At 45.2% G+C, this 25,532-nt stretch carries 25 protein-coding genes; 11 read left to right on the plus strand and 14 right to left on the minus strand.

The genetic code is table 11. From position 1 onward, the window contains the following. Window positions 1–73 precede the first annotated feature (73 nt). Window positions 74–802: a 30S ribosomal protein S2 gene (rpsB, locus tag L5M51_RS08015; RefSeq protein WP_028760607.1), complete on the minus strand. Its 729-nt coding sequence runs from the start codon at window positions 800–802 to the stop codon at window positions 74–76. Window positions 803–1,085: 283 nt separating this feature from the next. On the opposite strand from rpsB, the gene map reads away from it, so the two are divergent. The 3 genes from map to dapD are packed head-to-tail and all read left to right on the plus strand — an operon-like array spanning window position 1,086 to window position 5,381. Beyond that, a complete protein-coding gene (map, locus tag L5M51_RS08020) occupies window positions 1,086–1,916 on the plus strand; it encodes a type I methionyl aminopeptidase (RefSeq protein WP_226058787.1) in 831 nt (276 codons plus the stop codon). 33 nt (window positions 1,917–1,949) lie between these two features. Then, window positions 1,950–4,535 carry a bifunctional uridylyltransferase/uridylyl-removing protein GlnD gene (glnD, locus tag L5M51_RS08025; protein WP_131523804.1) on the plus strand — a complete coding sequence of 862 codons (2,586 nt, stop codon included), beginning with the start codon at window positions 1,950–1,952 and terminating at the stop codon, window positions 4,533–4,535. A gap of 21 nt (window positions 4,536–4,556) precedes the next feature. Further along, entirely contained in the window at window positions 4,557–5,381 is an 825-nt protein-coding gene (dapD, locus tag L5M51_RS08030; protein WP_028760609.1) for a 2,3,4,5-tetrahydropyridine-2,6-dicarboxylate N-succinyltransferase, read from the plus strand. Between the two features lie 135 nt (window positions 5,382–5,516). On the opposite strand, the gene L5M51_RS08035 is transcribed toward dapD, so the two are convergent. The 4 genes from L5M51_RS08035 to L5M51_RS08050 all read right to left on the minus strand — a co-directional run bounded on the left by L5M51_RS08035 (window position 5,517) and on the right by L5M51_RS08050 (window position 10,550). Next, on the minus strand, window positions 5,517–7,448 hold the full coding sequence (locus tag L5M51_RS08035) for an HD domain-containing phosphohydrolase (RefSeq protein ID WP_168823188.1): 1,932 nt from the start codon (window positions 7,446–7,448) through the stop codon (window positions 5,517–5,519). A 172-nt stretch (window positions 7,449–7,620) separates the two neighbouring features. Continuing rightward, on the minus strand, window positions 7,621–8,487 hold the full coding sequence (gene purU / locus L5M51_RS08040; protein WP_263138433.1) for a formyltetrahydrofolate deformylase: 867 nt from the start codon (window positions 8,485–8,487) through the stop codon (window positions 7,621–7,623). 165 nt (window positions 8,488–8,652) lie between these two features. After that, window positions 8,653–10,134, minus strand: coding sequence for a PTS transporter subunit EIIC (locus tag L5M51_RS08045; RefSeq protein WP_113938960.1), 1,482 nt, complete (start codon window positions 10,132–10,134; stop codon window positions 8,653–8,655). Then, window positions 10,086–10,550, minus strand: coding sequence for a flavodoxin (locus L5M51_RS08050; RefSeq protein WP_263172266.1), 465 nt, complete (start codon window positions 10,548–10,550; stop codon window positions 10,086–10,088). The genes L5M51_RS08045 and L5M51_RS08050 overlap by 49 nt, the downstream gene beginning before the upstream one ends. Window positions 10,551–10,671: 121 nt before the next feature. On the opposite strand from L5M51_RS08050, the gene L5M51_RS08055 reads away from it, so the two are divergent. After that, window positions 10,672–10,866 (plus strand): hypothetical protein, encoded by a 195-nt coding sequence (locus L5M51_RS08055; protein WP_131523808.1) that lies wholly within the window; start codon window positions 10,672–10,674, stop codon window positions 10,864–10,866. Window positions 10,867–10,987: 121 nt separating this feature from the next. Here L5M51_RS08055 and truC read toward each other — a convergent pair whose 3' ends face one another. Both truC and L5M51_RS08065 read right to left on the minus strand, forming a co-directional pair. Further along, complete coding sequence (gene truC, locus L5M51_RS08060; protein ID WP_263172267.1) at window positions 10,988–11,833, minus strand: tRNA pseudouridine(65) synthase TruC; 846 nt, start codon at window positions 11,831–11,833, stop codon at window positions 10,988–10,990. Next, entirely contained in the window at window positions 11,820–12,140 is a 321-nt protein-coding gene (locus tag L5M51_RS08065) for a YqcC family protein (RefSeq protein WP_028760615.1), read from the minus strand. The genes truC and L5M51_RS08065 overlap by 14 nt, the downstream gene beginning before the upstream one ends. 163 nt (window positions 12,141–12,303) lie before the next feature. On the opposite strand from L5M51_RS08065, the gene L5M51_RS08070 reads away from it, so the two are divergent. Continuing rightward, window positions 12,304–13,317, plus strand: coding sequence for a DUF3549 family protein (locus L5M51_RS08070; RefSeq protein WP_168823196.1), 1,014 nt, complete (start codon window positions 12,304–12,306; stop codon window positions 13,315–13,317). Beyond that, the gene (locus tag L5M51_RS08075; RefSeq protein WP_028760616.1) at window positions 13,314–13,700 is read left to right on the plus strand and encodes a DUF3301 domain-containing protein; all 387 of its coding nucleotides are present in this window, start codon (window positions 13,314–13,316) and stop codon (window positions 13,698–13,700) included. The genes L5M51_RS08070 and L5M51_RS08075 overlap by 4 nt, the downstream gene beginning before the upstream one ends. A gap of 1,745 nt (window positions 13,701–15,445) precedes the next feature. On the opposite strand, the gene L5M51_RS08080 is transcribed toward L5M51_RS08075, so the two are convergent. Together L5M51_RS08080 and L5M51_RS08085 are read right to left on the minus strand one after the other, a co-directional pair. Further along, window positions 15,446–15,751 (minus strand): DUF962 domain-containing protein, encoded by a 306-nt coding sequence (locus L5M51_RS08080; protein WP_168823197.1) that lies wholly within the window; start codon window positions 15,749–15,751, stop codon window positions 15,446–15,448. Continuing rightward, complete coding sequence (locus tag L5M51_RS08085; RefSeq protein WP_131523813.1) at window positions 15,744–16,382, minus strand: GNAT family N-acetyltransferase; 639 nt, start codon at window positions 16,380–16,382, stop codon at window positions 15,744–15,746. Before L5M51_RS08085 ends, L5M51_RS08080 begins: the two co-directional genes overlap by 8 nt. A gap of 149 nt (window positions 16,383–16,531) precedes the next feature. Between L5M51_RS08085 and L5M51_RS08090 the strand changes: the two genes are divergently transcribed. After that, a complete protein-coding gene (locus L5M51_RS08090) occupies window positions 16,532–16,765 on the plus strand; it encodes a DUF2789 domain-containing protein (RefSeq protein ID WP_028760620.1) in 234 nt (77 codons plus the stop codon). Window positions 16,766–16,776: 11 nt separating this feature from the next. Here the strand turns inward: L5M51_RS08090 and L5M51_RS08095 are convergent, their stop codons facing one another. Next, a complete protein-coding gene (locus tag L5M51_RS08095) occupies window positions 16,777–17,184 on the minus strand; it encodes a DUF3192 domain-containing protein (RefSeq protein ID WP_028760621.1) in 408 nt (135 codons plus the stop codon). Window positions 17,185–17,348: 164 nt separating this feature from the next. Between L5M51_RS08095 and L5M51_RS08100 the strand changes: the two genes are divergently transcribed. Together L5M51_RS08100 and L5M51_RS08105 are read left to right on the plus strand one after the other, a co-directional pair. Continuing rightward, complete coding sequence (locus tag L5M51_RS08100; protein WP_263172270.1) at window positions 17,349–17,732, plus strand: ELKS/Rab6-interacting/CAST family protein; 384 nt, start codon at window positions 17,349–17,351, stop codon at window positions 17,730–17,732. Continuing rightward, window positions 17,732–18,505, plus strand: a complete 774-nt coding sequence (locus L5M51_RS08105; protein WP_105249732.1) for a Zn-ribbon-containing protein — start codon at window positions 17,732–17,734, stop codon at window positions 18,503–18,505. The genes L5M51_RS08100 and L5M51_RS08105 overlap by 1 nt, the downstream gene beginning before the upstream one ends. Before the next feature lie 95 nt (window positions 18,506–18,600). On the opposite strand, the gene syd is transcribed toward L5M51_RS08105, so the two are convergent. Continuing rightward, a complete protein-coding gene (syd, locus tag L5M51_RS08110) occupies window positions 18,601–19,251 on the minus strand; it encodes a SecY-interacting protein (RefSeq protein ID WP_263172271.1) in 651 nt (216 codons plus the stop codon). A 59-nt stretch (window positions 19,252–19,310) separates the two neighbouring features. Between syd and queF the strand changes: the two genes are divergently transcribed. Beyond that, complete coding sequence (gene queF / locus L5M51_RS08115; RefSeq protein WP_105249734.1) at window positions 19,311–20,168, plus strand: NADPH-dependent 7-cyano-7-deazaguanine reductase QueF; 858 nt, start codon at window positions 19,311–19,313, stop codon at window positions 20,166–20,168. An 82-nt stretch (window positions 20,169–20,250) separates the two neighbouring features. On the opposite strand, the gene L5M51_RS08120 is transcribed toward queF, so the two are convergent. Next, a complete protein-coding gene (locus tag L5M51_RS08120; protein ID WP_219250172.1) occupies window positions 20,251–21,192 on the minus strand; it encodes a LysR family transcriptional regulator in 942 nt (313 codons plus the stop codon). Between the two features lie 123 nt (window positions 21,193–21,315). On the opposite strand from L5M51_RS08120, the gene L5M51_RS08125 reads away from it, so the two are divergent. After that, window positions 21,316–23,304: an alkyl/aryl-sulfatase gene (locus L5M51_RS08125; protein ID WP_263160679.1), complete on the plus strand. Its 1,989-nt coding sequence runs from the start codon at window positions 21,316–21,318 to the stop codon at window positions 23,302–23,304. Between the two features lie 170 nt (window positions 23,305–23,474). Here the strand turns inward: L5M51_RS08125 and L5M51_RS08130 are convergent, their stop codons facing one another. Together L5M51_RS08130 and L5M51_RS08135 are read right to left on the minus strand one after the other, a co-directional pair. Further along, a complete protein-coding gene (locus L5M51_RS08130) occupies window positions 23,475–24,020 on the minus strand; it encodes a hypothetical protein (RefSeq protein ID WP_105249737.1) in 546 nt (181 codons plus the stop codon). A gap of 88 nt (window positions 24,021–24,108) precedes the next feature. After that, window positions 24,109–24,978 carry a 4'-phosphopantetheinyl transferase family protein gene (locus L5M51_RS08135; RefSeq protein ID WP_317629933.1) on the minus strand — a complete coding sequence of 290 codons (870 nt, stop codon included), beginning with the start codon at window positions 24,976–24,978 and terminating at the stop codon, window positions 24,109–24,111. Window positions 24,979–25,532: the final 554 nt, after the last annotated feature.

Consider the following 25,532-nt stretch of genomic DNA (forward strand, 5'->3'; position numbering starts at 1 on the left):
GGGCCGAATGGCCCCTGTTAACCAATCAAAAATCTTGGTTAATAAGGGTGATGATAATCATCCCGCCTTATTATTATTCGGCTTCTACGAAACCGTCTTGCTCAGCTTGAACAGCCAAATCTTGACCACGGCCAGCTTTTGCAGCAGCAGCAACAGAAGAAGTGTACAGGCGGATAGCACGCATAGCGTCGTCGTTACCAGGAACGATGTAGTTAACACCATCTGGCGCAGAGTTAGTATCAACAACTGCAACAACAGGGATACCCAGGTTGTTAGCTTCTTTAATAGCGATATGCTCATGGTCAGCACCAATGACGAATAATACGTCTGGCAGGCCGCCCATGTTTTTAATACCACCTAAAGATTTTTCCAGCTTTTCAAGCTCACGAGTACGCATCAGCGCTTCTTTCTTGGTCAGCTTGTCGAAAGTACCGTCTACTGATTGGCTTTCCAGTTCTTTCAGACGTTTGATTGACTGACGAACGGTTTTCCAGTTAGTCAGCATACCGCCTAACCAGCGGTGATCAACATAGTACTGGTCACAAGACAGAGCAGCTTCTTTGATCGCTTCGCCAGCAGCACGTTTAGTACCAACGAATAATACTTTACCTTTCTTTGAAGCTACGTTGCTGATGAAAGCTAGCGCTTCATTGAACATTGGCACAGTATGCTCAAGGTTGATGATGTGAACACCGTTGCGAGCACCGAAAATGAATGGCTTCATTTTTGGGTTCCAGTAACGGGTTTGGTGACCGAAGTGGACACCGGCCTGAAGCATATCGCGCATTGAAACTGTAGTCATTTCTATTACCTTAAAATTTAGGGGGTTAGACCTCCACGTATCCCATGTCTTCGACCCCTTATATAACAACTGAGGGCACCCCGAAGAATGTGTCGACACGTGTGTGATTTAGTATTTAGACAAATAGCCATGTATAATGGCCGCCATCTTTAGTCTTGCAAGTATCAAAGCAGCGCAAAAGCTGGCTTGGACAATTCATCAAGACTTAAACATAACGGCGCGCTTTATACCATAAATAGCCCTAAAGCACAAATTTTTGCATTAGGTTGCGTGGCCAACAGACATTAAAGACACAAGAGAAAACGCAATGAGTATAGTCATCAAGACCGCTGAAGAAATTGAAAAAATGCGTGCTGCGGGCAAACTAGCCGCACAGGTATTAGAAATGATCGCGCCGCATGTTAAACCGGGCGTGACCACCAATGAGCTCAATGACCTCTGCGCCAAATATACCGAAGAGCAAGGTGCGATTTCGGCGCCGCTTAACTACCATGGTTTTCCCAAATCCATTTGTACTTCTGTAAACCATGTGATTTGCCACGGCATTCCAAACGACAACCCACCATTGAAAGAAGGCGATATCCTCAATATCGACATCACAGTGATTAAAGACGGTTATCATGGCGATACCTCGATGATGTTTTTAATCGGTGAAGTGAGTGCGAAGGACAAACGTCTGTGCCGCATCGCGCAAGAAAGCCTGTATTTAGCTATTCGTAAGGTTCGTCCAGGTTTAAAACTGGGTGAAATCGGCAATACTATCGAAAAATTCATCAAAGCAAGTAAAACAGGCCTTGAGAAATATTCCATCGTGCAAGATTATTGTGGCCACGGTATTGGCTCGGGTTTCCATGAAGAACCTCAGGTTATGCATTACCGTAACGGCGATAACACAGTATTACGCCCAGGCATGTGTTTCACCATTGAACCTATGATCAATGCTGGTCGCCACACGACCATACTCGATCGCGATGATAAGTGGACGGTAACGACCTCCGATGGTAAAAATTCAGCCCAGTGGGAACATACCTTACTGGTGACTGAAAAAGGGGTTGAAGTACTTACCCTGCGTGAGGATGAGGATTTCCCACGTATCATCAATCACGAGCGATAGGCCACACTAACAAGCATAAAAACAAGGGACTCGATGAATATAGCTCTGCTCGCTAAACAATCATTAATCGAACAGAATCAGATTCTTTTGGCCAGTTTTAAGGCTAAAACCCCGATTGAAGAGCTCGTCACGCAGCGCTGTCAATTTGTCGATGCCCTTGTCAAGCAAGCTTGGGAACAGCACGGTCTAAGGGAATATAATATTGCCTTGATTGCCGTGGGCGGCTATGGCCGTGGGGAGCTGCATCCCCACTCGGATGTCGACTTGCTGTTCCTGTTTAATGATATCTTGTCACCCGCCGCCGAAGCGGCACTCAGTCAGTTTATTGCCTTTCTGTGGGATGCCAATCTGGAAATCGGCCACAGTGTCCGTACGTTAAACGACACGATTATCCTCGGCCGTGAAGACATCACCATAGCCACCAACCTGTTAGAGGCACGATTGCTCGAAGGGCCCGAATTTTTATTCGATCAACTTTATGATGCGATTCGTCAGAGTGACTTTTGGACTTCAAGCGATTTTTTTATCGCAAAACGGGATGAGCAAAATGCCCGCCATGCCAGAGCCAGTGCCTTCGATTTAGAACCCAATATCAAGAGTTGTCCCGGTGGTCTTAGGGATATTCAAACCATTGCTTGGGTAGCCATGCGTCACTTTGGCGCCGCTCGCCTCGAAGAATTAGTCCAATACGACTTTTTAGAGCCCGGTGAATTAGAAGAGCTGCTCGAATGTCAGCACTTTTTGTGGAAGTTACGCTTTGCCCTGCACATGGTGGTCGGTCGCGATGAAAATCGCTTACTCTTTGATGTACAACGCCAAGTTGCCGAGCTTATGGGGTATGAAGACGCCACCCAGCTTGCTGTTGAGCAAATGATGAAACGTTACTATCGCACGGTACGCCGAGTGATGGAGCTAAACGAAATGTTGCTGCAGCTGTTTAAACGGGCAACATTAGGCCATACAAAAGCTTTAGAAATTCAATCGATAGATAAACACTACCAGCGCCGCGGCACTTTTATTGAAGCGCTAAGCGATGATCTTTTCGATAGCGGCGAAGAAATTGTCCGGCTGTTTTTGTTAGTCGCTAAAAACTCCAACATCAAAGGCATTTACGCACCAACGCTGCGTTCGCTGCGCCGAGCAAGACGCGCCCAGCCGCAAGCCTTACAAGAAAACCCGCTTTGTCGCCAAGCCTTTATGGAAATTCTGCGCCACCCTCGCGGCATTGTTGCTTTGTCTTTAATGCATAAACACGGCGTGTTATCGGCCTATTTACCCGCATGGCGAAATATTGAAGGCCAGATGCAGTTCGACCTGTTCCACGCCTATACGGTCGATGAACACACCCACAGATTACTGCTCAATATCGAGCGTTTTTCCCAAGCCGAACAAAAGGAAGAATTTCCCTTAGGCTCGATTCTCATCAACCAACTGCCTAAAAAAGGTTTACTCGTATTAGGCGCTATCTTCCATGATATCGCCAAAGGCCGCGGTGGCGATCACAGTAAACTTGGCAGCAGCGATGCCCTCGCCTTTTGTAAGCTGCACGGGTTAAACGATCACGATGGCCGTCTAGTCGCTTGGCTGGTTGAAAATCATCTGGTGATGTCTGTCACCGCCCAGCGCCGTGATATTTCCGATCCCGATGTGGTGGCCGACTTTGCCAATAAAGTCCGCGATGCCGTGCATTTAAGCTATCTGTACTGCTTAACCGTCGCCGATATCTGCGCCACCAACGAAAAAACCTGGAACAACTGGAAAGGCTCACTGCTACGCGACTTGTACTTTTCGACCCAAAGAGTGCTCGCCCGCGGTAAAGAAAAACCCGTCGATATTCGTGCCAGAGTGCGTGAATACCAAGCCAAGGCAAAAAAAGAACTGCTGCGCCGCGGATTGAAAGAGAAAGATCTCGATGCCCTGTGGCAACGTTTTAAGGCAGATTACTTTTTACGCCACCAGCCAAATCAAGTCGCGTGGCACGCCGAAGCGATTTTAAAGCACAAACAACAGGATGAGCCCTTAGTCTTAGTGTCCAAACACACCACCCGTGGTGGTACTGAGCTATTTGTCTATTGCCAAGACAGACCTAAATTGTTCGCAACTGTGATGGCGGTACTCGACAATAAAAATATCAACGTCCATGATGCCAACATCATGACGTCAAAAGATAATTATGCTCTCGATACCTTTGTGATCTTAGAGCAGGATGGTGAGCCCGTTAGCCAGCTTTCACGCATTCAAAGTATCCGTAAAGCGCTTGAGAAAGCCCTGTCGAGCGACAGTCCAAAACTGCCGCGCTTTAGAAAACTATCGCGCAAGATGAAACCTTTTAATGTGCCGACACAAGTGAGTTTCCTCGAAAGCAGTCGTCATGGTACAAGTATGATGGAGCTTATCGCCTTAGATTCGCCAGGATTACTGGCAAAAGTTGGGGATATCTTTTACCGTTGCAACACAACATTACTCGCGGCCAAAATCACCACCATTGGTGAGCGAGCCGAAGACTTTTTTATGCTGCAGACCAATGACGGCTTGCAACTTAACGAAAACCAAGAGAATACCCTCAGGGACGCTTTAATCAGTGCCCTGAGTGCAAAGAATATCGAATCAGTTAATTAACGAGACCAGTGGGAGAAGTAAATGGAGGCTTTACGCCAACGTATTGAGGCGGCTTTTGAAGCACGCGCCGACATCACACCAAGCACAGTTGACGCAGGTGTGCGCAGCGATGTGCAAAATGTCATCAATATGCTCGATAAAGGTGAAGTCCGTGTCGCCGAGAAAATCGACGGACAATGGCACGTACACCAGTGGCTGAAAAAGGCGGTATTACTGTCCTTCCGTATTTTCGATAACGTGGTTATCGATGGCGCCGAAACCAAATACTTCGATAAAGTGCCGTTAAAATTTGCCGAATATGATGAAGCTCGCTTTAAAGCGGAAGCCATTCGCGTGGTGCCTTCGGCTACAGTGCGTAAAGGCTCATTCATAGGTAAAAATACCGTGTTGATGCCATCTTATGTGAACTTAGGTGCTTATGTTGATGAAGGCACTATGGTTGATACTTGGGCGACCGTTGGCTCATGTGCACAAATCGGTAAAAATGTGCATTTATCTGGCGGCGTAGGTATTGGTGGCGTACTTGAGCCATTGCAAGCGGGCCCAACCATCATCGAAGATAACTGCTTTATCGGTGCGCGTTCTGAGATTGTTGAAGGCGTTGTGGTTGAAGAAGGCTCAGTGATTTCCATGGGCGTGTATATCGGCCAAAGCACTCGAATTTATGATCGCGAAACCGGCGAAGTGCATTACGGTCGTGTACCAGCAGGCTCTGTTGTTGTTTCTGGCAACCTGCCATCAGCCTGTGGCAAGTACAGCCTCTATGCCGCTATTATCGTTAAGAAAGTCGATGCAAAAACCCGCAGTAAAGTGGGTATCAACGAATTACTGCGTATTGTTGATTAACAGTCACAGCATTCGTTCGATAACATGAGTTCCATAAAAAAGATGCCTAAGGGCATCTTTTTTATTGTCGGTAAAATTTAGCCTACGGTTGCGCTGTCATTATCAGGCTTAAAAATAAAGTGTTTAATAAGGCACTTAAATCAAGCGCTCTACTTCACGGAATGCATTTCTCGTCATTGCAATGGCCCGCCAGCCGATAATCCCCAATGGCTGCTGCGCTTTGTTCACCACCACAAGATATTCTGAGTCCAAAAGATTCAACTGCAATAAGGCATCTTCCGATGTGGCCACCTCACTGATAATAGGCACTGAATGCTCCATGATCTGATGGGCTTTTTTATGTAAAGATGCCCTATCCAGTTCACGCTCAGCCGCAGTGCCAAGTAATGGGCTAAACCAATGTTCCAGTAAGCGACTCGTGATCACCCCAAGTATCTTATGTTGCTCATCCAATACCACGGCCACCTTAGCATGGGCAGTCGTAAGTAAACGCTTAATATCAACTAACTCATGGTCGAGTGAAATCGTGACTAAAGGTTCAAGCGGTGCAGCACCAATATGATCGCTAATACTCAACTCTCGATTAATCAAAATCGCTAAACAAGTTTCGACTATCTCAGGGTCAAAAAGTGTTCCTTTACCCGCACGCAGCACTTCGGTCATTTTCTCCAGCCCTAACGATGGCCGATAAGGCCTGTGGGACAATATCGAATCGGCAACATCGGCGACAGCAATAATTTTCGCCTCATATAAAATCGCCTTATCCTTTAAGCCCGCGGGATAACCTGAGCCATCGAGCCGCTCATGATGCTGTAAAATCATCTCTTTAATGGGCCAAGGAAACTCCACATCTTCAATAATTTCAGCACCATGGAGCGGATGGGTCTGTATTAATGCGTATTCTTCTTTTGAAAGTTTTGACGGTTTTGTCAAGATCTGCGATGGAATCGCTAACTTGCCGATATCATGAACTAAGGCACCAATCTTCAGCCCTTCTAAACGCAGCGGGTCTAAACCTAATTTCTCACCAATCAAATAACTTAATTGCGCCACCGACTTTTGATGCCCTGCGGTATAGGCATCTTTCAGTTCTAATGCCTCAGAAATAGCACTAATAAGCTGGGTTAACGATTGAGATAATTGCTCTTTTTGCGCTTTAATGATTTTGGACTGGCGGGATACCGCGCGCAATGTGCGTGGTAGTTCAATGCTGTGCCATAAAATGCTGGCAAAAGTCAGTAATGATCTCGCATCATTACGACTATAAGGCTCGTTACGGTCGACCACGCACAGCATGCCCACTAAGCGACTGCGAAATAAAATCGGCACCGCCAAGTAACGCCCTCCAAGTAGCAGTTTATCTAAGGGCAAATCCCCTAAGCGCCTTTGGGAGTCGGTTTGATTTTGGATGATCGGCTTATAATCTCGCACACATTCGAGCCATACGCGGCTTTCAAGTTCTGACACTTGGGTATTATCTTCAACAAAATCGGCTTGATTAGCCTCTGCATGGGGATACTCAGAACGCGCAGCAAGTGTGAGTGTTTTTAACTTTTCGTTATGCAACAGAATAAAGCCATATCGACTGCCAGTGAGCGACATAGCCTTAGAAACTGCGACTTTAAATACTTCTTCTTGGGAGGATTTAATCACATCTTCAATGTGTTGCAGCCAAGCATCGCTGGCTTGAATCGCTCGACGATAATCCGAGTGCAACTCCTTCATCTGCGGATCTTCAAAATTGATGTCGGATAGAATCAAGTACCATCCCATTTCAGGCAAAGAATGCAGCGCGAGATGCACACGTATGCCGCGATGATCTTGTAATTGAAAACCTATTTCTTGGCCGCGTCGCCTCACTATATCGGCGCATAGTTCAGCATTAAAAGCACTAAACAATTGGCTAATGGGTTGATTAATGATTTGCGCCGCAGAGCGTTTGCAACGGCTGTAAAAGGCTTGGCTCATCCGTAGCACACAAAACTGCTCATCTAGCTGTGCCCAAGATAAATTCAAACTATCGGGCAAGTCTTTCATTCCAACGATAAGGCTTTGACGAGTTGACATCCAGCACTCCGACCTGTAATTCGAGCATGGGCAATACACTATACCGCTATGTTCACCCCAATGTGAGCACTATAAAATCTCCAATAAACATAATGATAGCTGATTTCATGACAAACGCGGGTTAAAATAAACGCCGCTGAATGTCATGCCATTGCCACGACTCACCTACATCTTAGAAAACGATCGTTTTATTGCCGTACACGACCACTTGTTCGTTGAGCACTAATTGCAGCGCTTTACTCAATACACTCTTTTCAACATCGCGCCCAGCACGTGCCATTTCTAAGGCGCTATAACTGTGGTCGACGGGAATGACGTCTTGTTTAATGATCGGCCCTTCATCGAGGCAATTATTCACAAAATGCGCCGTCGCACCGATAATTTTCACCCCGCGCTCCCAGGCTTGGCGATAGGGTGCTGCACCGATAAAAGCAGGTAAAAAAGAATGATGGATGTTGATGATGCGATTAGGATATTGCGCCACAAAATCAGGCGTTAATACCCGCATATACTTAGCCAAGACTAAATAATCGGGTTCGTATTGAGATACCGCAGCCAACAGTGCTTGCTCGTGTTGAATTCGGTCTAAGCCTTCGTGACTCACCAGATGAAAAGGGATGTTAAACTTCTCTGCCAATTCACGTAGTGCATCATGGTTACCCACCACAGCGGCAATCTCGACACTTAAACCACCGTAATAGGCTTTCATTAACAAATCGCCTAAACAGTGTGCTTCCTTTGTGACTAACACCACAATGCGTTTTTTACCCGCGCTAACTAACGTCATATGATTTTGCGTAGGCAGTACGTCACGCAGATCCTGCAATAACTGTTCGCTGTTAAAAATGCCCTCTAACTCAGTTCGCATAAAGAAACGCCCTTGGGCATTATCCACAAACTCACTGTTTTTAATGATATTCAATTTATGGGTAAAACAAACACTGGTGATTTTGGCGATAAGGCCTTGGGCATCGGCGCAATCCGTCAGTAAGATTTTACGTTCCATGGATGGCGAAGTATTACTGCGAGTTTCAGTCATTTGTTGCAAAGTTGGCTCTCCTATATTGTCCCTACATCGAGTTTGCCATAGCAAATCATGCTGAACAGTATGAAAACCCTATAATGCGAAAATAAAAATGATATTTCAGAGGCTTGAATCAATAAAATGTAAAAATTAAGCAGTTAATTTTGTAAAAACACAATCCTAGCGGCGAGTATCTAAGTAACGCTGCAATACTTTACGCAAGGTTTCGGCCTTAGTGCCATAAACCACCTGCACACCTTTGCCCATAACAATCACGCCCTTAGCACCCAACTGACTCAAACGCACCTTATTGACTAACTCAGGCTTGTGCACGCTCAAGCGTAACCGTGTCAAACAAGCATTAAGTTCAACGATATTTTCACGCCCGCCGAGCGCCGCAATAATCGCCCGTAAACTTTCTTTAGGTCCTTTACTGTCGTTATGCTCAAGCCTACCGGGAGTTTTCAAATTAAAGGCTAAAATACTCAGTCTAAACAACAGGTAATATATTATGGCGGTTAAAGGCCCAAGGAAAATAAACCAGCTGGCATTACGGGACAATGGAAATAGCAGCGTAAAGTCCACCAGCCCTTGAGAGAATACTATGCTGTGGTGAATATCCAGCATAATACAGACAAAATAAGCGAGCCCAGTGAGTAAGGCGTGAATAATAAATAGAATCGGCGCCACAAACATAAAAGCAAATTCGATAGGTTCAGTCACCCCAGTTAACCAACTGGCCGCCCCCGCCGAGAGCATAATACCCGCCACGCGATTCCGCTCTGAGGGATCAGCACAGCGCCACATTGCCAGTGCAGCCGCCGGTAATCCCCACATTTTAATCAGATAACCACCGGCAAGGTTTCCCGCCTGCGGATCGCCTGCTAAATAGCGCGCCACCTCACCACGAACGACTTCATGCCCCAATAACTGATATTGGCCCACCTCTAAGTAAAAAGGCGCATTCCAAATATGATGTAAGCCAAGGGGAATAAGTAACCGCTCTAATGCGCCATACACGCCAAAAGCAATGGCTGGTTTTTGATAAACCGCCCAGTCGGATACGCGCTCAATCAATAAAGCTAAGGGTGGCCACACATGGGCGAGTACATAACCTAGGCTCATCGCTAGGGGAATAATAAGTAAAGATGCACTGCGACGTCCCTCGAAGAAAGAGAAAATCGCAGGCAAGCGAATATATTGACTCCAACGGACTGCGAGGCAAGTGATACCACCGAGCATCATGCCACCTGCAATTCCAGTATCTAAGGTATCCATTCCTAATAAAGGTTGGGTTGGAAGTCGATACAAATCGGCCAGTGCGGCTAACGTCGCTGTCATCACCCCATAACCAAACACTGCCGAAAAGGCGGCAATACCTTGATCGCGACAAAAACCAATAGCGACAGCCACGGCAAATAACATCGGCATAATGGCGAAAATGAGTTTGCCTACCGCCAGCATCAGCACTGTCAGCTCTTCGGGCATAAAAGGAATCGGACTAACAGTTAAGCCGAGCATAACCCCAGCTGCGGGTAAAATGGCAATAGGAATAAGCAGTGCTTGGCTTAAGCGCTGGGCAAATTTAAACCACTGTAGATTGACGAAACTACCTAAGCGACGAGCTCGGTTTTGACGACTTGATTCCAGCGTTCTAGCCATTTTATCGCTTCAACCTCAGGTTCCATGGTTTCACAGGCATCAATTTCGAGTAATTCCACCAGCGGCTTAGCGCCAAGTTCACTCAAGAGTGCATCTACAGACTTACCTGCACCGCAGAAAGTCTCATAACTTGAATCACCTAGAGCTATCACACTGTATCTAAGCTCAGGTAAGTAGGGTGCTAGATGTTTAAGATTATGGTACCAAGACTGAATATCATCGGGTAAGTCCCCTTGTCCGGTCGTCGAAGTCACCACCACTAACAATTCATCCTGAGGAGGAATAAAGCTTGCTACCTCATTAGGTTGCCACAATGTGACATCATAACCTAAAACTTGCATTTCTTTATCTAGGGTTTCAGCGGCAAATTGTGCACTACCATATACAGTGCCAAACACCAGATTCACCTTTTTCATGATACACTCCACATCGCGTTGCAAACCTTATTAGGCTGACCTTACTTTATTGTTCAGCGTATGAGCAAGCTAAGGCGCAAATTTTTTATAAATCAAGCCATTGAGCGTGAGAAAATATCTAATGCGACAGTCCACCCGCCAAAAACACCTCAAGCAGCACCACAAAACAACCCATATTCGACGTAAAAACTACTTCCACTCCGCCCAGCAAAATCTCATATTGCCACTTGCACTCACGTCTGGATTCTCAACCTTAGCCGTTATGATGCAAGAGCTGCGGCCACAAACAGCACAAACGCCACAACTCCTCGATTAAGCAATCCACCTCGTTTTAAATTCGATGACTTTAGTTTCAATAACAAAACAAAGTGAATGCTCTTAATTTTATTCACGCGGCTAAGTTGATATCACCATATCAAGCATTGGCCGCTTGCTGTTCACGCCTCTTGGGCGATGAATAACTCTGCTTGCTGACTCAAGGTCGCCTCGTCCCAACCTAGCTCGGCAAACACAGTTTCCCACTCGGACTCGAGCTCGGTTTCTATGCTGAGCCGAGTTTGAGTTATAGGGTGTGTAAAGGTGAGTTTTTTTGCGATAAGCCACAGGCGATTAATACCGAAATGCTCACGAAAAAATGCATTTTGCTTACCATCGCCATGGGTGGTATCACCGACGATGGGGTGGCGTAAATGCGCCATGTGTCTTCTGAGCTGATGCTTACGCCCCGTTTTAGGACTCAAGCGTACCAGTGCGAATCGGCTAGTGGGATATCGACCTGACGGATACGGAATTTCAGTATTGAGTAATGGCTCATAAGCCGTCACAGCCTCCTGCGCGGCTTTGTTAGGATCGGCATTCTTATCGCCTAATTCATCCAACTCAACCTTAAGCGCATAATCTAAAATACCGCTCTCATGCATATTACCGCGCACTAAAGCCAAATATTGTTTTTCAATCGTATGGGAAGCAAATTGCTCACACAGAGCATTGGCCACTTCACTACTCTTGGCAAACAAGAGCACGCCGGATGTCGGCCTGTCGAGACGATGTACAGGAAACACATGGCAGCCCACTAAGTCACGGGTCAGCTGCATGGCAAAAAATCGCTCCCGACGCGCTAAATAACTGCGGTGGACCAATAAGCCTGCGGGTTTATGAATTGCCACTAAGTGCTCATCTTCATAAAGAATTTCAATCTCAGGCGCCTGCTCTTCTAAATCATCCTCTTGGGATACATTCACTGCATTTTCAGGCGTTTCAAGCCAGATATCATCTTGATTCATTTAACAACATATCCAATTCATTCAATAGGCTAATTAAAGTTTGGCGCGGGGGCATATCCAGCCAAACATGTTCAGCCATAGGGGCAATCGCAATTTGAGTCGGCAATGGCGCCCCCGTTTCGATTAAAGTCTGCATTCTAGGCAGCAAAATAAACTGCAGCCACTGCTCAAGGGGCATAAGATCACAGGCAAAAGGTGCTGTGCTTGCCATTGCAGCGGCAGAAGGCGCTTGCTCAGACCACAACTCGGCCGCTTGCAGCGCGTGGGTAATCTGAGCCAATTTAGCTTGGGTTTGACTGTATAACATAGCTTTCAGATCCATTCTCATGTTAGCCCTGTGTGATTCAAGAACTCCCCACAATTCACTGGCCGAATAGGTCGATTAAAGTGCCGCAATCATACCATCCAGACGCACTTCCCCCTATAATGGCGCCAATTTATTGAGCCTCTTTGATTGATATGGCAGCCAAATGACTGAAATTACTACTTTAAGCCAGTTTTTAACCACAGCCAAAACCCAGTTCCAAGTGTATGATCTTGGCCGTAGGGTGCAACATATTGATATGCTCGCGTTTCACCAAATCGAATCTCTGTCAGCCCCTTATCCTTATCCCATTCAAGGGCATGCACAATTTGCTATTGTCTTTTGGGATGCGAGCCAGCAACACTTTATTTGGTTTCTAAAACTGGCGTTAGATGAGCAAGGATTACTGTCGCCTGCACCGCGCTCACAATTTATCGAAATGATATTAGCGGCATTAGGGCAAGATCCCACTCAGCCACTCAGTGATGAGCAGCAAGAACGACTCGCGAATAATCCGTTTAATTTCAAGCCAAGCCAGGAAAAACTTGCCGTATTTAACGCACTCGTTCGTAAACAACTTGGCCAGCGCGCTTCATCACAATACGAGTTTGCCGTGCAATATCTGTCAGGCCAAATTGCCCCATCACAATGGCAACATATTGGAATGCAAGGCATAGCCGATGTGTGTGTACGCACAAAAGAATTTGATCATGAGCAGCACTTGGTATCGAGTTTTGATACAGCCGCCATCGAAGTGCAAATCGCCCTATGCCAATGCCTTGAACACTTACTGATTAGCGACACACTCGCCGATAAGATTCTCGCGAAACTTCAAGACGCAGCGCCAGAACACCAAGCCTATTTCCTTCGCGCTTTGGCTTCTAGCGCCAAACACAGCCAAAAAGCGTTTGCGCATCTACACGGCCAATCCTCTTTAGATACCAATGCCCTCATCAGCATTGCCGGACGTAACTGGTCGGTATTAAAACAAGATTCAAGTCGCAGTCTTTACTTAGAAGCTCTGGCACTGCAGCCCCAAGCCTTTTTTAATCAGGTCTTTGCTGATATTGTGGCTATTCCTAGTTTGCGCAATCAACTACTAGGCGAATTAAGAAATCCCAATCGAAGTGTTCAACTATCACAAGCCATAGGTGGTTTGTTTAAGGCAGCTAGCAAATGATGTCAGATTTACTGTTAATTATTGGCCTCGTCGTGATTGCCGCATTCTTTTGGCAACTACGCCAAATGGCAGAGTTGAGCCGTATTTTTGCCGAAAAAGAATGTTGGCGACAAAAAGTTCAACTGTTAGCCATTGCCATGGAAACTGCCCGCCCTAGCATTGGCGGCACGACGGGGATCTGCTGGAAGGCGAAATATTTATTTGAATTCAGCACCGACGGCATTAACCAATACCGTGGCCATATTTGGATGCAAGGCAAGAAAATTCAAAAGATTGAATGGCCTATCTTCCCTGAGCCCGAATGGCAAGAAGCGCCGACGTCACAGGGTAAGTTTGGCGGGTGTGGTACGCAAAGTGGTTGTAACTCAGGCAAATGCCATTAAGCTTTTATCGACAATGTTGGCTCAAATAAAATGTGAGCCAACATTGAGAATAATCAGTCATTCTCTGGTGCTACAAAATAACTCACTGTAAAAGTTAAAAAAGAAAGGGCGCGGCCCTAAAGCCACGCCCTCCTATTCTCTGTTAAGCTATCCCGCTATTTTTGTGCTCCCTGCACCATCCATGCGTCAATCTGCGTCCTGCTTCATCCCTGCTCAATCCTTGAGGTCCTTGTACTCATGTACTTCCCTATCTCTTGGTCATCCAGTCCCAAGCTTGCTCTTTCCTGAGCGGTTCCATCATCATCCATGAAACGGGTATTGCATCCATTCAATTTCAATTGCACTCCCTGTGCCATTGCCATCCTATGCAATGAGTCTATCAATCCTTGATAGTCTCCCTTCCTTGGCATTGGCTCTCTTTCATCCTGAAAGGCATATATCCCTATCTTTCCTTAAGTAACATTCCTTAGTCACTGTTCGATCATCCTGATCGCCAACATCCTGTTGCCCGCAATTCCTTCTACAAGATGAATTCTACGCCAACCAACGAAAGTACTCATTGTGGATTATTTAAAATGTTAACAAAAATGGTGAGCTCAACTGATAACAAACAGGTTAACCTACTGATATGAATATAAATAATAACAACCCCCAAGACATAACCATCCTTTTAACCTACAAATTACTTACATACTTGTAGGAGATCTCTTACACGGAAGATGGCAATTCGAATCAAAAGTAAGCAAAACGCTAGATGTCTCCCCTGAGGACTTATGCATAAACCGCTATCGCTCAAAATTCGACAAGCATTCGGCGCATGACCAGAACACAGACAACACAGACAACACAGAGAGTAAATCATTGGGCAATAAGAGAAGTAGGACTGGTGAACATGCTTTACGGTGAGAAGTCTTTAAGCAGAGTTAAGATAAAGTCTGTGTGAATAGCGTTATAGCTTGGCAAAGCCAGATTAATGCTGAAAATGAACCAAAGAAAAGGGCGCAACTAAAGTGCGCCCCATTTATCCTTTGTAAGCCGTCCTGCTCGATTTGTGCTCCCTGCACCATCCATGCGTCTGCTTGCGTCCTGCATCGTCCCTGTAATTCCTTTTTGTCCCTGTGTATCAAACTTACGTGAGATAACACTCAGTCCCTTGACCTGTAAATCCTTTTTACAGAGCCTGTCACTTCCTATGACGTATTCCTATTGCATCCTGCAAAATTTATTTTCCATAGATTAGTACAAGCTGTTCACCCTTATACTTTATCCTTATCTCGACACATCCTGTTTCGAGTTCATGCTTAATCCTTAAGCGTGTCCTGTATTCTTCCTGAAATTCATCATCCTGACGATAAAACTCACTGTCCCTAATCATCCTTGAAAAGCAATCCTGCTTTTCCTTAGCCTATCCTAGGCGAATGACAGTTTTCCTACCGTCAGCGATTTCAACCTTGAAATCTTAATTCGTTGCTTCTTGCGTCCCTTTGGCCTGTTTCGCTTTCCTTGCTATCCATTTGCTTTGGCCATGAGTGAATTCTACGTTAACCCTAACGTTTTTGTTCGGCTCAAAGAACGGACTACAAAATTAATTACGGACCAACCAAAGGAAAATAAATACAACCCAATGATTCTATTTAAAATTAAATGTTGCAGAACAAAAAACAATCAAAAAGAAAACATTATGTCCTACAACGTTTGTAAGCGATCTCTCACACGGGCATGGGCATCTCACTCTGGCAATTTTTTTAACGTTTAAAAAAGCGGCGGATCATCTGCGCAAACATCACCCAATCTGCCATCAAACTGTAAAAAGGATACTGAAATGTCGCGGGTCGATTCTTCTCAAATACGAAGTGTCCCACCCACGCAAAACCATAACCAACAATAGGAATGAACCAACATAGCCACCAGGCTTGTGAAACCAAGGCAATGCCAATCAGCAGCAGAACTAAACAACTGCCAACAAAGTGTAATTGCCGACAAATCGGGTGCTGGTGTTGGGATAAATAGAAAGGATAAAAATCGGCGAAACGTTTATAAGAGTTAGTCATCTTGTTGAACCGAATAGAATAAAAGTTGGCCATGAATACTGCCAATACTCAGCTCGCCTATGGATACAAAGTCATGCTGAGTAAACAGTTGCAAGTGGTTCTCCTGAGCGATAAACACACCAATGCCATCCAAATCAGGCTGCTCATCACACCAACTCACCACAGCTTGTACTAACTTATGTCCAAGTCCTTTGTGCTGTTCATTTGGTGCAAGAGCAATAAACTGCAAAATACCGCAGTGCTTACTGGGTAAAAGTTCAATAATACTGGACTCTTTGTTCATTAGCGCTTGAGTCGATTGCCAACCTGTACCTAACAACATCTTTAAGCGCCAATGCCAATAACGCCCTTCCCCTAAAGGCACTTCTTGAGTAACGACACAGGCTAACCCAAAGAGTCTTTCATGGTCGAATAAACCAATGAGGGCTTGTTTTTGTTGCCATAACGTATTGAGTTCTTCCCTGATTGCGGCGCGCAATTTTTGCTCATAAGCGGCTTTGTCTGAGGTAAAGAGTGAATCGACAAAAAAAGGATCATCATGGTAAGCGTTATAGAGAATAGAAGCGGCAATGCGTAAGTCTTCCGCTGTCAAATAGACTGCACGGCAGTCCTCCAGAATTTCATTGTCCATCGTTAGCATTCCTTGACTTAGCTCACACTTTTTATGCGTAACTGTTAATCTACCAAGGAAACTAAAAAGTGCAAATTTTAATCATAGATTGCATTTTTCAATCAGGCGCTTACTCTAAACGAAGGCACTATACTGAAAAGGAAATAATGATGGATACAACTCCAGTAGACTTAAGCCACTTGTTTGAGCAACTCGGTTTAGACAGTAGCGACGAGGCCATAGCGCAGTTTATTGCAACCCATGATATCGACCATCACATCCATTTAAGCCAAGCGCCCTTTTGGACCCCTGCCCAAAAGAGCTTTATCATTGAAGGTTTAGAAGCCGATGCCCTCTGGACTGAGCCCATTGAGCAATTAGACACTCAGCTACGTAAACGATAAGACTCGTTGGTTCAGATTTTACCGTAAGCCGTTTCACCCCAACCCACTAAGGCATTGTTGCTCAGCACGATAGGCGTGCATTCATCCTTAGTGGTTTTTCCATCGCCATTATTACGCTGGGTACGATAAAACAACACTAAGACTTCTTTATTGGCTTCACCTTGTTGAGCACTTTGTTGAATATAGGCTTCACTAAAATCAGCGGTGCCCATTAAGATCATCACTTGGTCTTTAGGCATGCCTAAGCTCAGTTTGGTTAAGTTAGTGCGATTTTTATCCTGCACTTTCTCCCAAGATTCGCTGCTATCCCAGCCCGATTCTCCATCACCGACATTGACCACGCAGCCGCTAAGACCTAAGCTTGCGAGCCCTAAAAAAGTGATGGCGATAAGTTTGTTATTCAATTTATGGTTCATCATGTGACATCCTGTGTAATTATTATTGAAGCTTAAAAAATGGTATTTCGGCTGGACAATAAGCAAAATAAATGCCACAAGACAACACACTGTTTTTAAATGAAAAAAATAATTATTATTTTAAAATTGGTTTAAACAATTCAACAAATTAAGGAATTTTGCTAATTATGAGTCCCCTTGACCAAGTATTAGCGGCCGCACGTTCGCTCGAAGCCTGCGGTAAAGTACCGAGCCTTGCCTTAATTAAAACCCGTTTAGGTAGTAGCCTACCTTTACCTATATTGATCCAAGGCTTACAGCAATTTAAATCTATGCCTAAGGCGGATCGCGAGCGTTTAGCTGAGTTGCAAACTATCAGCCCTACAACTGACACTCCCGCAACTAACGATACCTTAACCCTTGCAGTGCTCGCCGAGCGCCTGCAGATACAACAGGCGTATTTTGAACGTCATGCTGAGCAGCAAAAAACAGAAATAATGCAATTAAAAAACGAACTGCTTGAACTTAAACAACGCATCAACTTATTAGAAATCCAAGGAAAAACAGCTTAATGTTTGTTACTGAACTGCGCTTCGAATGCTTCGCCGACACCACGATATCTGCCGCCGAGAAGGCCATTAATCAGCTCCTTGAAGCCTATCGAGCTAATGGCCAAATCTTAGGACGAGAATTTGCGGTCGCCTTTAATGACGGTGAGTTTAGAGTGCGTTTATTGATGCCAGAGAAAAGCAGTTTAGCGCACAAATATCACAGCCCTTGGGTCAAAAAAGCCTTAGTAGAATTAACCGACGCTAAACTACTCGCGCCGCGGGAAAAGTTTATTGGTCAGGATATCAATTCTGAAGTAAGTAATACCGAAACACCCAGCTGGCAACTGCTATACACCAGTTTTGTGCATATGTGCTCGCCCCTACGCAGCGGCGACAATTTATTGCCCATTCCCCTGTACCGTATACCCGCAACCTTTAATGGCGATCATAAACGTATTATCCGTTGGCAGAGCGAATGGCAAGCCTGCGACGAGCTGCAAATGGCGGCGGCCACTAAGGCAGAATTTGCCGCGCTAGAGGAATTATCGAGTCCTGACAGTGATTTATTTCGCAGAGGTTGGGATTTGCGCGGTCGTATCGAATATCTCACTCAGATCCCGACCTATTACTACTTATATCGCGTTGGCGGCCAAGATTTAGCCACAGAAAAAACGCGACCTTGCCCACGTTGTGGCAGTCATGATTGGAAACTCGATGAACCTTTATTGGATATGTTCCATTTTCGCTGCGAGCCTTGCCGCATAGTGTCGAATCTGTCTTGGGATCATCAATAACATCTGTTTATCCCCTTGCAGAACTCAACCTAAGATAAGCCACGCTTAGGTTGAGTTAATACTTAGGTTGATAATAAAAATTTCGCTCACAGAAGTTAACGTTTACCGAAAAGGTTTTGCCACATACGTTTAAAACTGGCGAAAATACCAGGATGTTCTAATGCTGGCATAGGTAATTCTTCATGTTTAACGGGTGGTGCTATCCGTGGCGATAATGCTTCGATAAACGCAGTCAAACTCGAGGACAATTGCTCAGATTGCACTTCACCAGGGATTTCAATCCATACGCTACCATCACTGTTATTGATGGTGAGCATTTTATCTCCCTCATCTAACAGACCGATAAACCAAGTCGGTAACTGCTTCAGTTTTTTCTTCATCATCAGATGACCAATTAAGTTTTGTTGCAGGCAGTTAAAATCGTCATCATTCCAGACTTGCAGTAACTCCCCCGTGCCCCACTTAGAGTCAAATAATACTGGGGCGGAGAAATAATGACCGTAAAAATCATTGATCTCTGGCCATAAAGTTAACTCCAGTGCATGCTCTACATTGGCGAAACTGCCTTCAACTTTGCGTTTCACTGGCTGCCAAGAAACGGCCTGTTCAAGATCCGGTTGAAATTCGCCTTGAATACACACAGAAGGCTCACCCTGTGGGTAATAACGCGGTAGTTCACCTAAACTCGTTAAGTAAGCTTGATGATAGTTTTGCAAAAATTTATCGAGTGCGGGCAGACAAGACACTTAAGCACAATCCAATTTCAGGTATAATGTGCGCCTATTTTGACATGGAAACAGTATTGATGACACAGAATCACGATCCCTATAGTGATGCGCAAGCGCTTGTTGGCCTGACTTTAGGTAAAGCCACCGACTACCAAGCCGAGTATGATGCGTCGCTGCTGCAAGGGGTTCCACGCTCACTAAACCGTAATGCTATTGCACTCACTGGGACGTTACCGTTTCATGGTGCCGATATCTGGACGGGTTATGAGCTGTCTTGGTTAAATGCCAAAGGTAAGCCTATGGTGGCCATAGCTGAATTTCATTTAAGCTATGAAAGCCTGAATCTGATTGAGTCGAAATCGTTCAAACTGTATCTCAATAGCTTTAATCAAACCAAGTTTGATAGCCTAGATTCACTGCAAAAAACCTTAGTGCAAGACTTAAGTCAGTGTGCTCAAGGTGATGTTAGCGTTAAGATTATCGAGCCAAAAAGCTTTGGTATTCAGCGTATTATTGAGTTACCTGGCACTTGTATTGACGATCTCGATATTGAAGTCAGCGATTATAGTTTTAATCCTGATTACTTAGTTAACAGTACAGACGATAAGCAAACGGTCGCGGAAACACTTAATTCAAACCTGCTGAAATCCAACTGTTTGATCACTTCGCAACCCGATTGGGGCAGCGTGATGATCCGTTATCAAGGCCCTAAAATCGATCGCGAGAAACTGCTGCGCTATTTGATTTCTTTCCGCCAACATAACGAATTCCACGAGCAATGTGTCGAGCGAATTTTCGTCGATTTAAAACGTTTTTGCCATTGCACTAAATTGACAGTTTACGCCCGCTACACGCGTCGCGGTGGTTTAGATATCAACCCTTATCGCAGTGACTTCGAGCAACCTGGTGAAAGCCACAGACTCGCAAGACAGTAATGACCTTCTTAGGCGATTAGATTAACAATCTGAGATAGAAAATAAGGTTTAAAAACTGCAACAAAGCTCTGAATCGCTAGCCCTAGCTGCTCGCTAGATTCAGAGCTTTTTTATTCACAGTGTTTGCACTCGCATTAAGCAATAAACGCCGTAGCCATTGGTGGCTCGGGTTTTGGGTATATTTACTGCTCCACACCATATACAAATCAATTGGCCTTGTTTTCAGGGGCATAGGTAAAATCTGTAAGCCGAACATCTCAGCGTACTGACTGGCGTACCGCAAAGGCGCTATGCCTATCGCCTCACTTTTGCCGACAGTTGCAAACATACTCAATAAAGATGATTGCTCACTGTACATTTTGCGCCTTGGTAACACGCCTTCGGTAAACAAATCCCCCGCAGTCAAATTAAAACGCCTTAGATTCAAAAAGACGTGTTTCTCCTCAAAATACTGTTCATGGCTAATGACACCTTGAATACGGGGATGCTGCAAACTGACGATACAAACGAGGGTTTCGGTGAAGAGTAATTTACTCGAGAGCAAACTTTGCTGCGCGGGCTTAATGTCTATGGCAACGGCAACCCGCTCAAGCAAAATATCGCGATATAGCTCATCCTCCTGCGGCGGCGACTCGCGGAAAATGACTTCAATATCCGCATTCTGTAACAAAGCCTGCACGCCTGATTGCAGCGCTTCGATAACTGACTCATTAGCATATACATAAAAGCGCCGCTGGCTCGAGGTAGGATCAAAATGCTCAAACCCCAGTAATACGGTTTCAATATCCGCCATGGGCTGCTCAAATTTACGGTACATCTCCCGTGCCACCGATGTAGGCTCAATTCCCCGTCCAACGCGATTAAACAGCGACTCCCCGACCCAAGCCCTAAACCGGCTTATCGCATTGCTCACAGATGACTGAGTTAAATCTAACTCCTGCGCCGCTTGGGTGAATGAACGAGTACGGTAAACCACCATAAACACGCGTAATAAATTTAAATCTAATGGCTTTCGTGTCGGCATAAGGGAGTGCACTCATTCACTATATGAATATTACAACCCAAGCTAACTCGAGTTATCTAAATACACAAGCTGGCTATACTCAAACCATCAACGACACTATCCCACTTTTCGGTAGGTAAAATAATGCAAAAATCTTTGATGACAATGAGTATTATCGCAAGCTTCTCTTTAAGCGCCGTGGCCGCTGAACATGAGCATGAACATATTAGCCTGCACTATCAGGGAAAGCCTGCCACCGAGCAAACCATTGCGGTAAACAAAGCCACGGCAGCAAGCCTTAATTTTGCCGATAAAAAAGCCTTTGAAGAGTTTTCTAAAAATCTTATTGCTGAACTAGATGAACCAACAGCAGCCATTTTACGTGCCGATTTCAGCTTTATTGGCGACAAAACCCCAGACACAGTAAACCCTTCACTTTATCGCCAAGCTCAATTGAATATGGTGTCTAACGGCTTATACAAGGTCACAGATGGCATTTATCAAGTTCGTGGCACCGACTTATCGAACTTAACCCTTATCCGCGGTAAAACGGGCTGGATCCTTTATGACGTACTGCTCACCAAAGAGTCAGCAAAGCAATCCCTTAAGTTTGCGCTTAAACACTTGCCCGAGGGCAATGACTTACCCGTAGTCGCAATGATTTATTCCCACAGTCATGGAGATCATTTTGGCGGCTCCCGCGCCATCAAAGATATGTTCCCAAACGTCAAAGTCTATGGTTCCAATAACATCACCAAAGAAATTGTCGACGAAAACGTGCTTGCCGGTAATGCCATGAGCCGCCGCGCCGCCTATCAATACGGCGCCACATTAGAGCGAAACGATCAAGGCATTGTCGATGCCGCACTTGCTAAGGGATTATCCAAAGGCGAAGTGACCTACGTTAAACCCGATGTCACCTTAAATGCCAAAGACAAGTGGGAAACACTCACTATTGATGGTATCGACATGGTGTTTATGGATGCCTCAGGCACAGAAGCCGCCTCGGAAATGGCCACCTATATTCCCTCAATGAAAGCATTGTGGACCGCAGAGCTCACCTACCACGGCATGCACAACATTTATACCTTACGCGGGGCAAAAGTCCGAGATGCGATAAAATGGTCTAAGGATATCAACGAATTACTGACTCATTTTGGTAATGATGCACAGGTTATATTCACTGCCCACTCAGCCCCCGTATTTGGCAATACTGATATAAACCAATACTTAAGAATGCAAAGGGATAACTATGGCCTAGTGCATAATCAAACCCTGCGTTTAGCCAATAATGGCGTGGGTATTCAAGATATTGGCGATGCGATTCAAACCACTATCCCTAAGGCTGTGCGCGATACTTGGTACACCAATGGTTACCATGGCACCTACAGCCATAATGCCAAAGCCGTGTACAACATGTACCTTGGCTATTTCGATATGAATCCCGCCAACTTAAACCCACTACCGACAAAAGATGAAGCGACGAAATTTGTGGAGTATATGGGCGGTGCCAAAGCCGTAGTGAAACACGCCAAAGCCGACTATGCCCAAGGCGAGTACCGTTTTGTGGCCACCGCACTCAATAAAGTCGTGATGGCAGAACCTAATAACAAAGAGGCAAGACAATTACTTGCCGATACCTATGAGCAACTGGGTTATCAAGCCGAAGGTGCTGGCTGGCGCAACATTTACCTCACTGGCGCCCAAGAGTTACGCGTAGGCATTCAACCCGGCGCGCCTAAATCGGCCTCTGCAGATATTTTAGGAGAAATGGACATATCGACCCTATTTGACTTCCTCGCCGTAAAAGTCGATAGCCTCAAAGCTGCTGAACTTGGGCTAATCAGGCTTAATGTGATTAACCCCGACACCCAAGAAACGCTCTATGTTGAACTAAGTAACGGTAATTTAAGCAATATTAAGGTTGATAAACCGATGGAGGCCGATGCCAATCTTTATATTGATAAACGCTATATTACGGGGATTTTACTCGGAAAAGTCACACTTAAAGAGTTACTGGCTAAGGGTACTGCCAAGTTAGAAGGTGATAAAGATGCCTTCGGTAAGATAGCGTCGACCTTAGTAAAGTTCGATGAAAGCTTTGAAATCGTCCCACTACCAAGCACGAAATAACCAAATCAACGCCCTGAACCTTCAGGGCGTTTTTATGGAAAAATCACACTAGCACTAACCATTCTGACACTTGGCGAGTCGTGTTCTGTAAGCAAGAGTGAAGTACGGATAGCCATTTGCACGACATGTTCTCTCGTGCAATCTTTAAAGGCCAGATTAAAGTAAGAAAATTAATTCGCAGACTCTGGCGTTGGGACTGAAGTTTTGCACTCAAGCAATAACTGCTGAAAATGCGCGCCTAAGTCTTGCTGGGCAAATTGCTCGCTCGCGGTCACCATTTGCTTAAGGCTTTGTAAGGCTTGATCTAAACCTTGTTGCTCGATAAGACTTTTAGCATAAGCCGCCGCATCGGCGCCCTTTTGTAACAAGCTCGCGACCTGATCAAAACTGATGTCTTGCTCCATTACTTTCTGTAAGTCACCCAGCAACTCTGCCACCTTAGCGGACTCCACCAGCGAGCCTTCAACATTGACTAACTTACCCAGCGGATCTTGGCTGAGTTTTTCAGCCACACAGGCCGAAACTGTGCCTGCTGCCGCGCTTTGAGCCACAACATCTAAGCCATTGGCACGAATTTGCTCAACCACTTGCTGCAACTGTGGATCTTGGGCTAACCAAGCCTGCTCTAATTGCTGCTTTTCATCGCCACCAAAATAACCACAACCAGATAGCAACACCATCATAGTGGCAGGTATTAGGCACTTAATCCGTTTCATTGCTAAACCTCATTTATTTCATTCAAATTCAAAATATTATGGGCGTTACTATACCCAGCAATGTTTAACCGAAGATGAATAAGACCAGTTAACCATAATCGGCAAGTAAGGCTTCTATGCTGCTCAGTTGCGCCGTTAGCATTATGGAAATCTCGGTGTTGCCAGCATACCCTAAGCTCACGGCAAAACGGTATTCCTCGGTCAAACGCCCAAAATAGGTTTGCCAATACAATGAACTTGCATCAATGGTTTGCAGCGGAATATTAGGATAGACACTCAGCAAAGGCGCTACACCACAGAACGGCATCAACGCAGCATCTTGGTATCTAAGCTCAACCGATCCGGCCACCAATTGTTCGAATGGCTTAAGATCAAAGCCGAAGGATTTAAGCGACTGCGCTAAACCTAGGCCAGTCGCCTTAATATAGGATTCCTTTAACGCCCATAAATCGAAAAAGCGCTGCCGCTGACTCGCTTCATCGACAAGGGTCAACAAAGCCGCAGTTTCTTGGGCGGAAAAATAATGATTTAGGATTGGATAGATATCCGTCTTCGGCCGCGATCTTTCAATATCAACCCCAAATAACCCAGACTCAACACCATGAAACTGAGTCACACCAATCAATAACCAATCGCCGCTATGGCTTAGGTTAAACTCAAGCCCTGTTTGCTGTTGCAATTTTGCCGTTAAACTCGGCTTACCCTTAGCGCCATATTCAAAACACCACTCGTGTGGCGATAAATCCGCATAGCGAGATAACACGGCCCGCAACGCTGCCCTGACCTGTAATCCCTTCATTTGCGCCTTGGGATCGCGATAACGCGCGACCTTAGCGAGTTCATCATCACTTAACCAAGACTGAGCGAGTGATGTTTGCGGCAATGAAATATCACTCAGTGGAATAAAAAATAGATCCACATTCACGCCGTTTTTGCTAGATGTTCTGGAGTCGATCATTTGAGAGCCTTGCAGGACAAAGCCTTGCGGCTGATGGTTATCATTGTCTGGCTTTTTGGAGAGCACTTAGCAATATTCTTATCTGGGTTCATCATTATTTGATTTCATTATGCATCTTAAATAGTTTCAACTAAGCCCTATTTCAATTCTTAGCCACGCTCTAATAAGAGCAATTCTTAGCAACTCTCTAATTAGAGCAATTCTTAGAACGACTCTGAACGCCATCCTAAGCGCAAATTTTTGCTGCAATTGCGCCAAGATTTTGCGCCCAAATTAACAGGTTTAGCCGCACAGTCTCATTCATGACGAAAGGGCAGTAAGCCAATATTGGGCTATTTTACCCCGCTAACTCAAAAAAGCGGTCTTTATCGCCCCTAAAAATTTAATTCTTCCACTATCAAAGTATTAAAAAGCCCAAGCGGTCAACGAAAACCCAACATAACGCACAGAAAATACCATTACTCAACGAAAGCCAATAAATTCCAGTCCCAGATGATTGTATCGACCCGAAACCTCAGGTAATCTGCATCCCCATTAAGTGACACAGATGATAA

Source organism: Shewanella sp. SM73, from assembly GCF_025653795.1.
GTDB lineage: Bacteria > Pseudomonadota > Gammaproteobacteria > Enterobacterales > Shewanellaceae > Shewanella > Shewanella oncorhynchi.

Bases quoted from the DNA above. Each gene is read 5' to 3' on its own strand.
- rpsB (WP_028760607.1), bottom strand. From the start codon at position 802: ATGACTACAGTTTCAATGCGCGATATGCTTCAGGCCGGTGTCCACTTC.
- glnD (WP_131523804.1), top strand. From the start codon at position 1,950: ATGAATATAGCTCTGCTCGCTAAACAATCATTAATCGAACAGAATCAG.
- dapD (WP_028760609.1), top strand. From the start codon at position 4,557: ATGGAGGCTTTACGCCAACGTATTGAGGCGGCTTTTGAAGCACGCGCC.
- L5M51_RS08035 (WP_168823188.1), bottom strand. From the start codon at position 7,448: ATGTCAACTCGTCAAAGCCTTATCGTTGGAATGAAAGACTTGCCCGAT.
- purU (WP_263138433.1), bottom strand. From the start codon at position 8,487: ATGACTGAAACTCGCAGTAATACTTCGCCATCCATGGAACGTAAAATC.
- L5M51_RS08045 (WP_113938960.1), bottom strand. From the start codon at position 10,134: ATGGCTAGAACGCTGGAATCAAGTCGTCAAAACCGAGCTCGTCGCTTA.
- L5M51_RS08050 (WP_263172266.1), bottom strand. From the start codon at position 10,550: ATGAAAAAGGTGAATCTGGTGTTTGGCACTGTATATGGTAGTGCACAA.
- L5M51_RS08055 (WP_131523808.1), top strand. From the start codon at position 10,672: ATGCGACAGTCCACCCGCCAAAAACACCTCAAGCAGCACCACAAAACA.
- truC (WP_263172267.1), bottom strand. From the start codon at position 11,833: ATGAATCAAGATGATATCTGGCTTGAAACGCCTGAAAATGCAGTGAAT.
- L5M51_RS08065 (WP_028760615.1), bottom strand. From the start codon at position 12,140: ATGTTATACAGTCAAACCCAAGCTAAATTGGCTCAGATTACCCACGCG.
- L5M51_RS08070 (WP_168823196.1), top strand. From the start codon at position 12,304: ATGACTGAAATTACTACTTTAAGCCAGTTTTTAACCACAGCCAAAACC.
- L5M51_RS08075 (WP_028760616.1), top strand. From the start codon at position 13,314: ATGATGTCAGATTTACTGTTAATTATTGGCCTCGTCGTGATTGCCGCA.
- L5M51_RS08080 (WP_168823197.1), bottom strand. From the start codon at position 15,751: ATGACTAACTCTTATAAACGTTTCGCCGATTTTTATCCTTTCTATTTA.
- L5M51_RS08085 (WP_131523813.1), bottom strand. From the start codon at position 16,382: ATGGACAATGAAATTCTGGAGGACTGCCGTGCAGTCTATTTGACAGCG.
- L5M51_RS08090 (WP_028760620.1), top strand. From the start codon at position 16,532: ATGGATACAACTCCAGTAGACTTAAGCCACTTGTTTGAGCAACTCGGT.
- L5M51_RS08095 (WP_028760621.1), bottom strand. From the start codon at position 17,184: ATGATGAACCATAAATTGAATAACAAACTTATCGCCATCACTTTTTTA.
- L5M51_RS08100 (WP_263172270.1), top strand. From the start codon at position 17,349: ATGAGTCCCCTTGACCAAGTATTAGCGGCCGCACGTTCGCTCGAAGCC.
- L5M51_RS08105 (WP_105249732.1), top strand. From the start codon at position 17,732: ATGTTTGTTACTGAACTGCGCTTCGAATGCTTCGCCGACACCACGATA.
- queF (WP_105249734.1), top strand. From the start codon at position 19,311: ATGACACAGAATCACGATCCCTATAGTGATGCGCAAGCGCTTGTTGGC.
- L5M51_RS08120 (WP_219250172.1), bottom strand. From the start codon at position 21,192: ATGCCGACACGAAAGCCATTAGATTTAAATTTATTACGCGTGTTTATG.
- L5M51_RS08125 (WP_263160679.1), top strand. From the start codon at position 21,316: ATGCAAAAATCTTTGATGACAATGAGTATTATCGCAAGCTTCTCTTTA.
- L5M51_RS08130 (WP_105249737.1), bottom strand. From the start codon at position 24,020: ATGAAACGGATTAAGTGCCTAATACCTGCCACTATGATGGTGTTGCTA.
- L5M51_RS08135 (WP_317629933.1), bottom strand. From the start codon at position 24,978: ATGATCGACTCCAGAACATCTAGCAAAAACGGCGTGAATGTGGATCTA.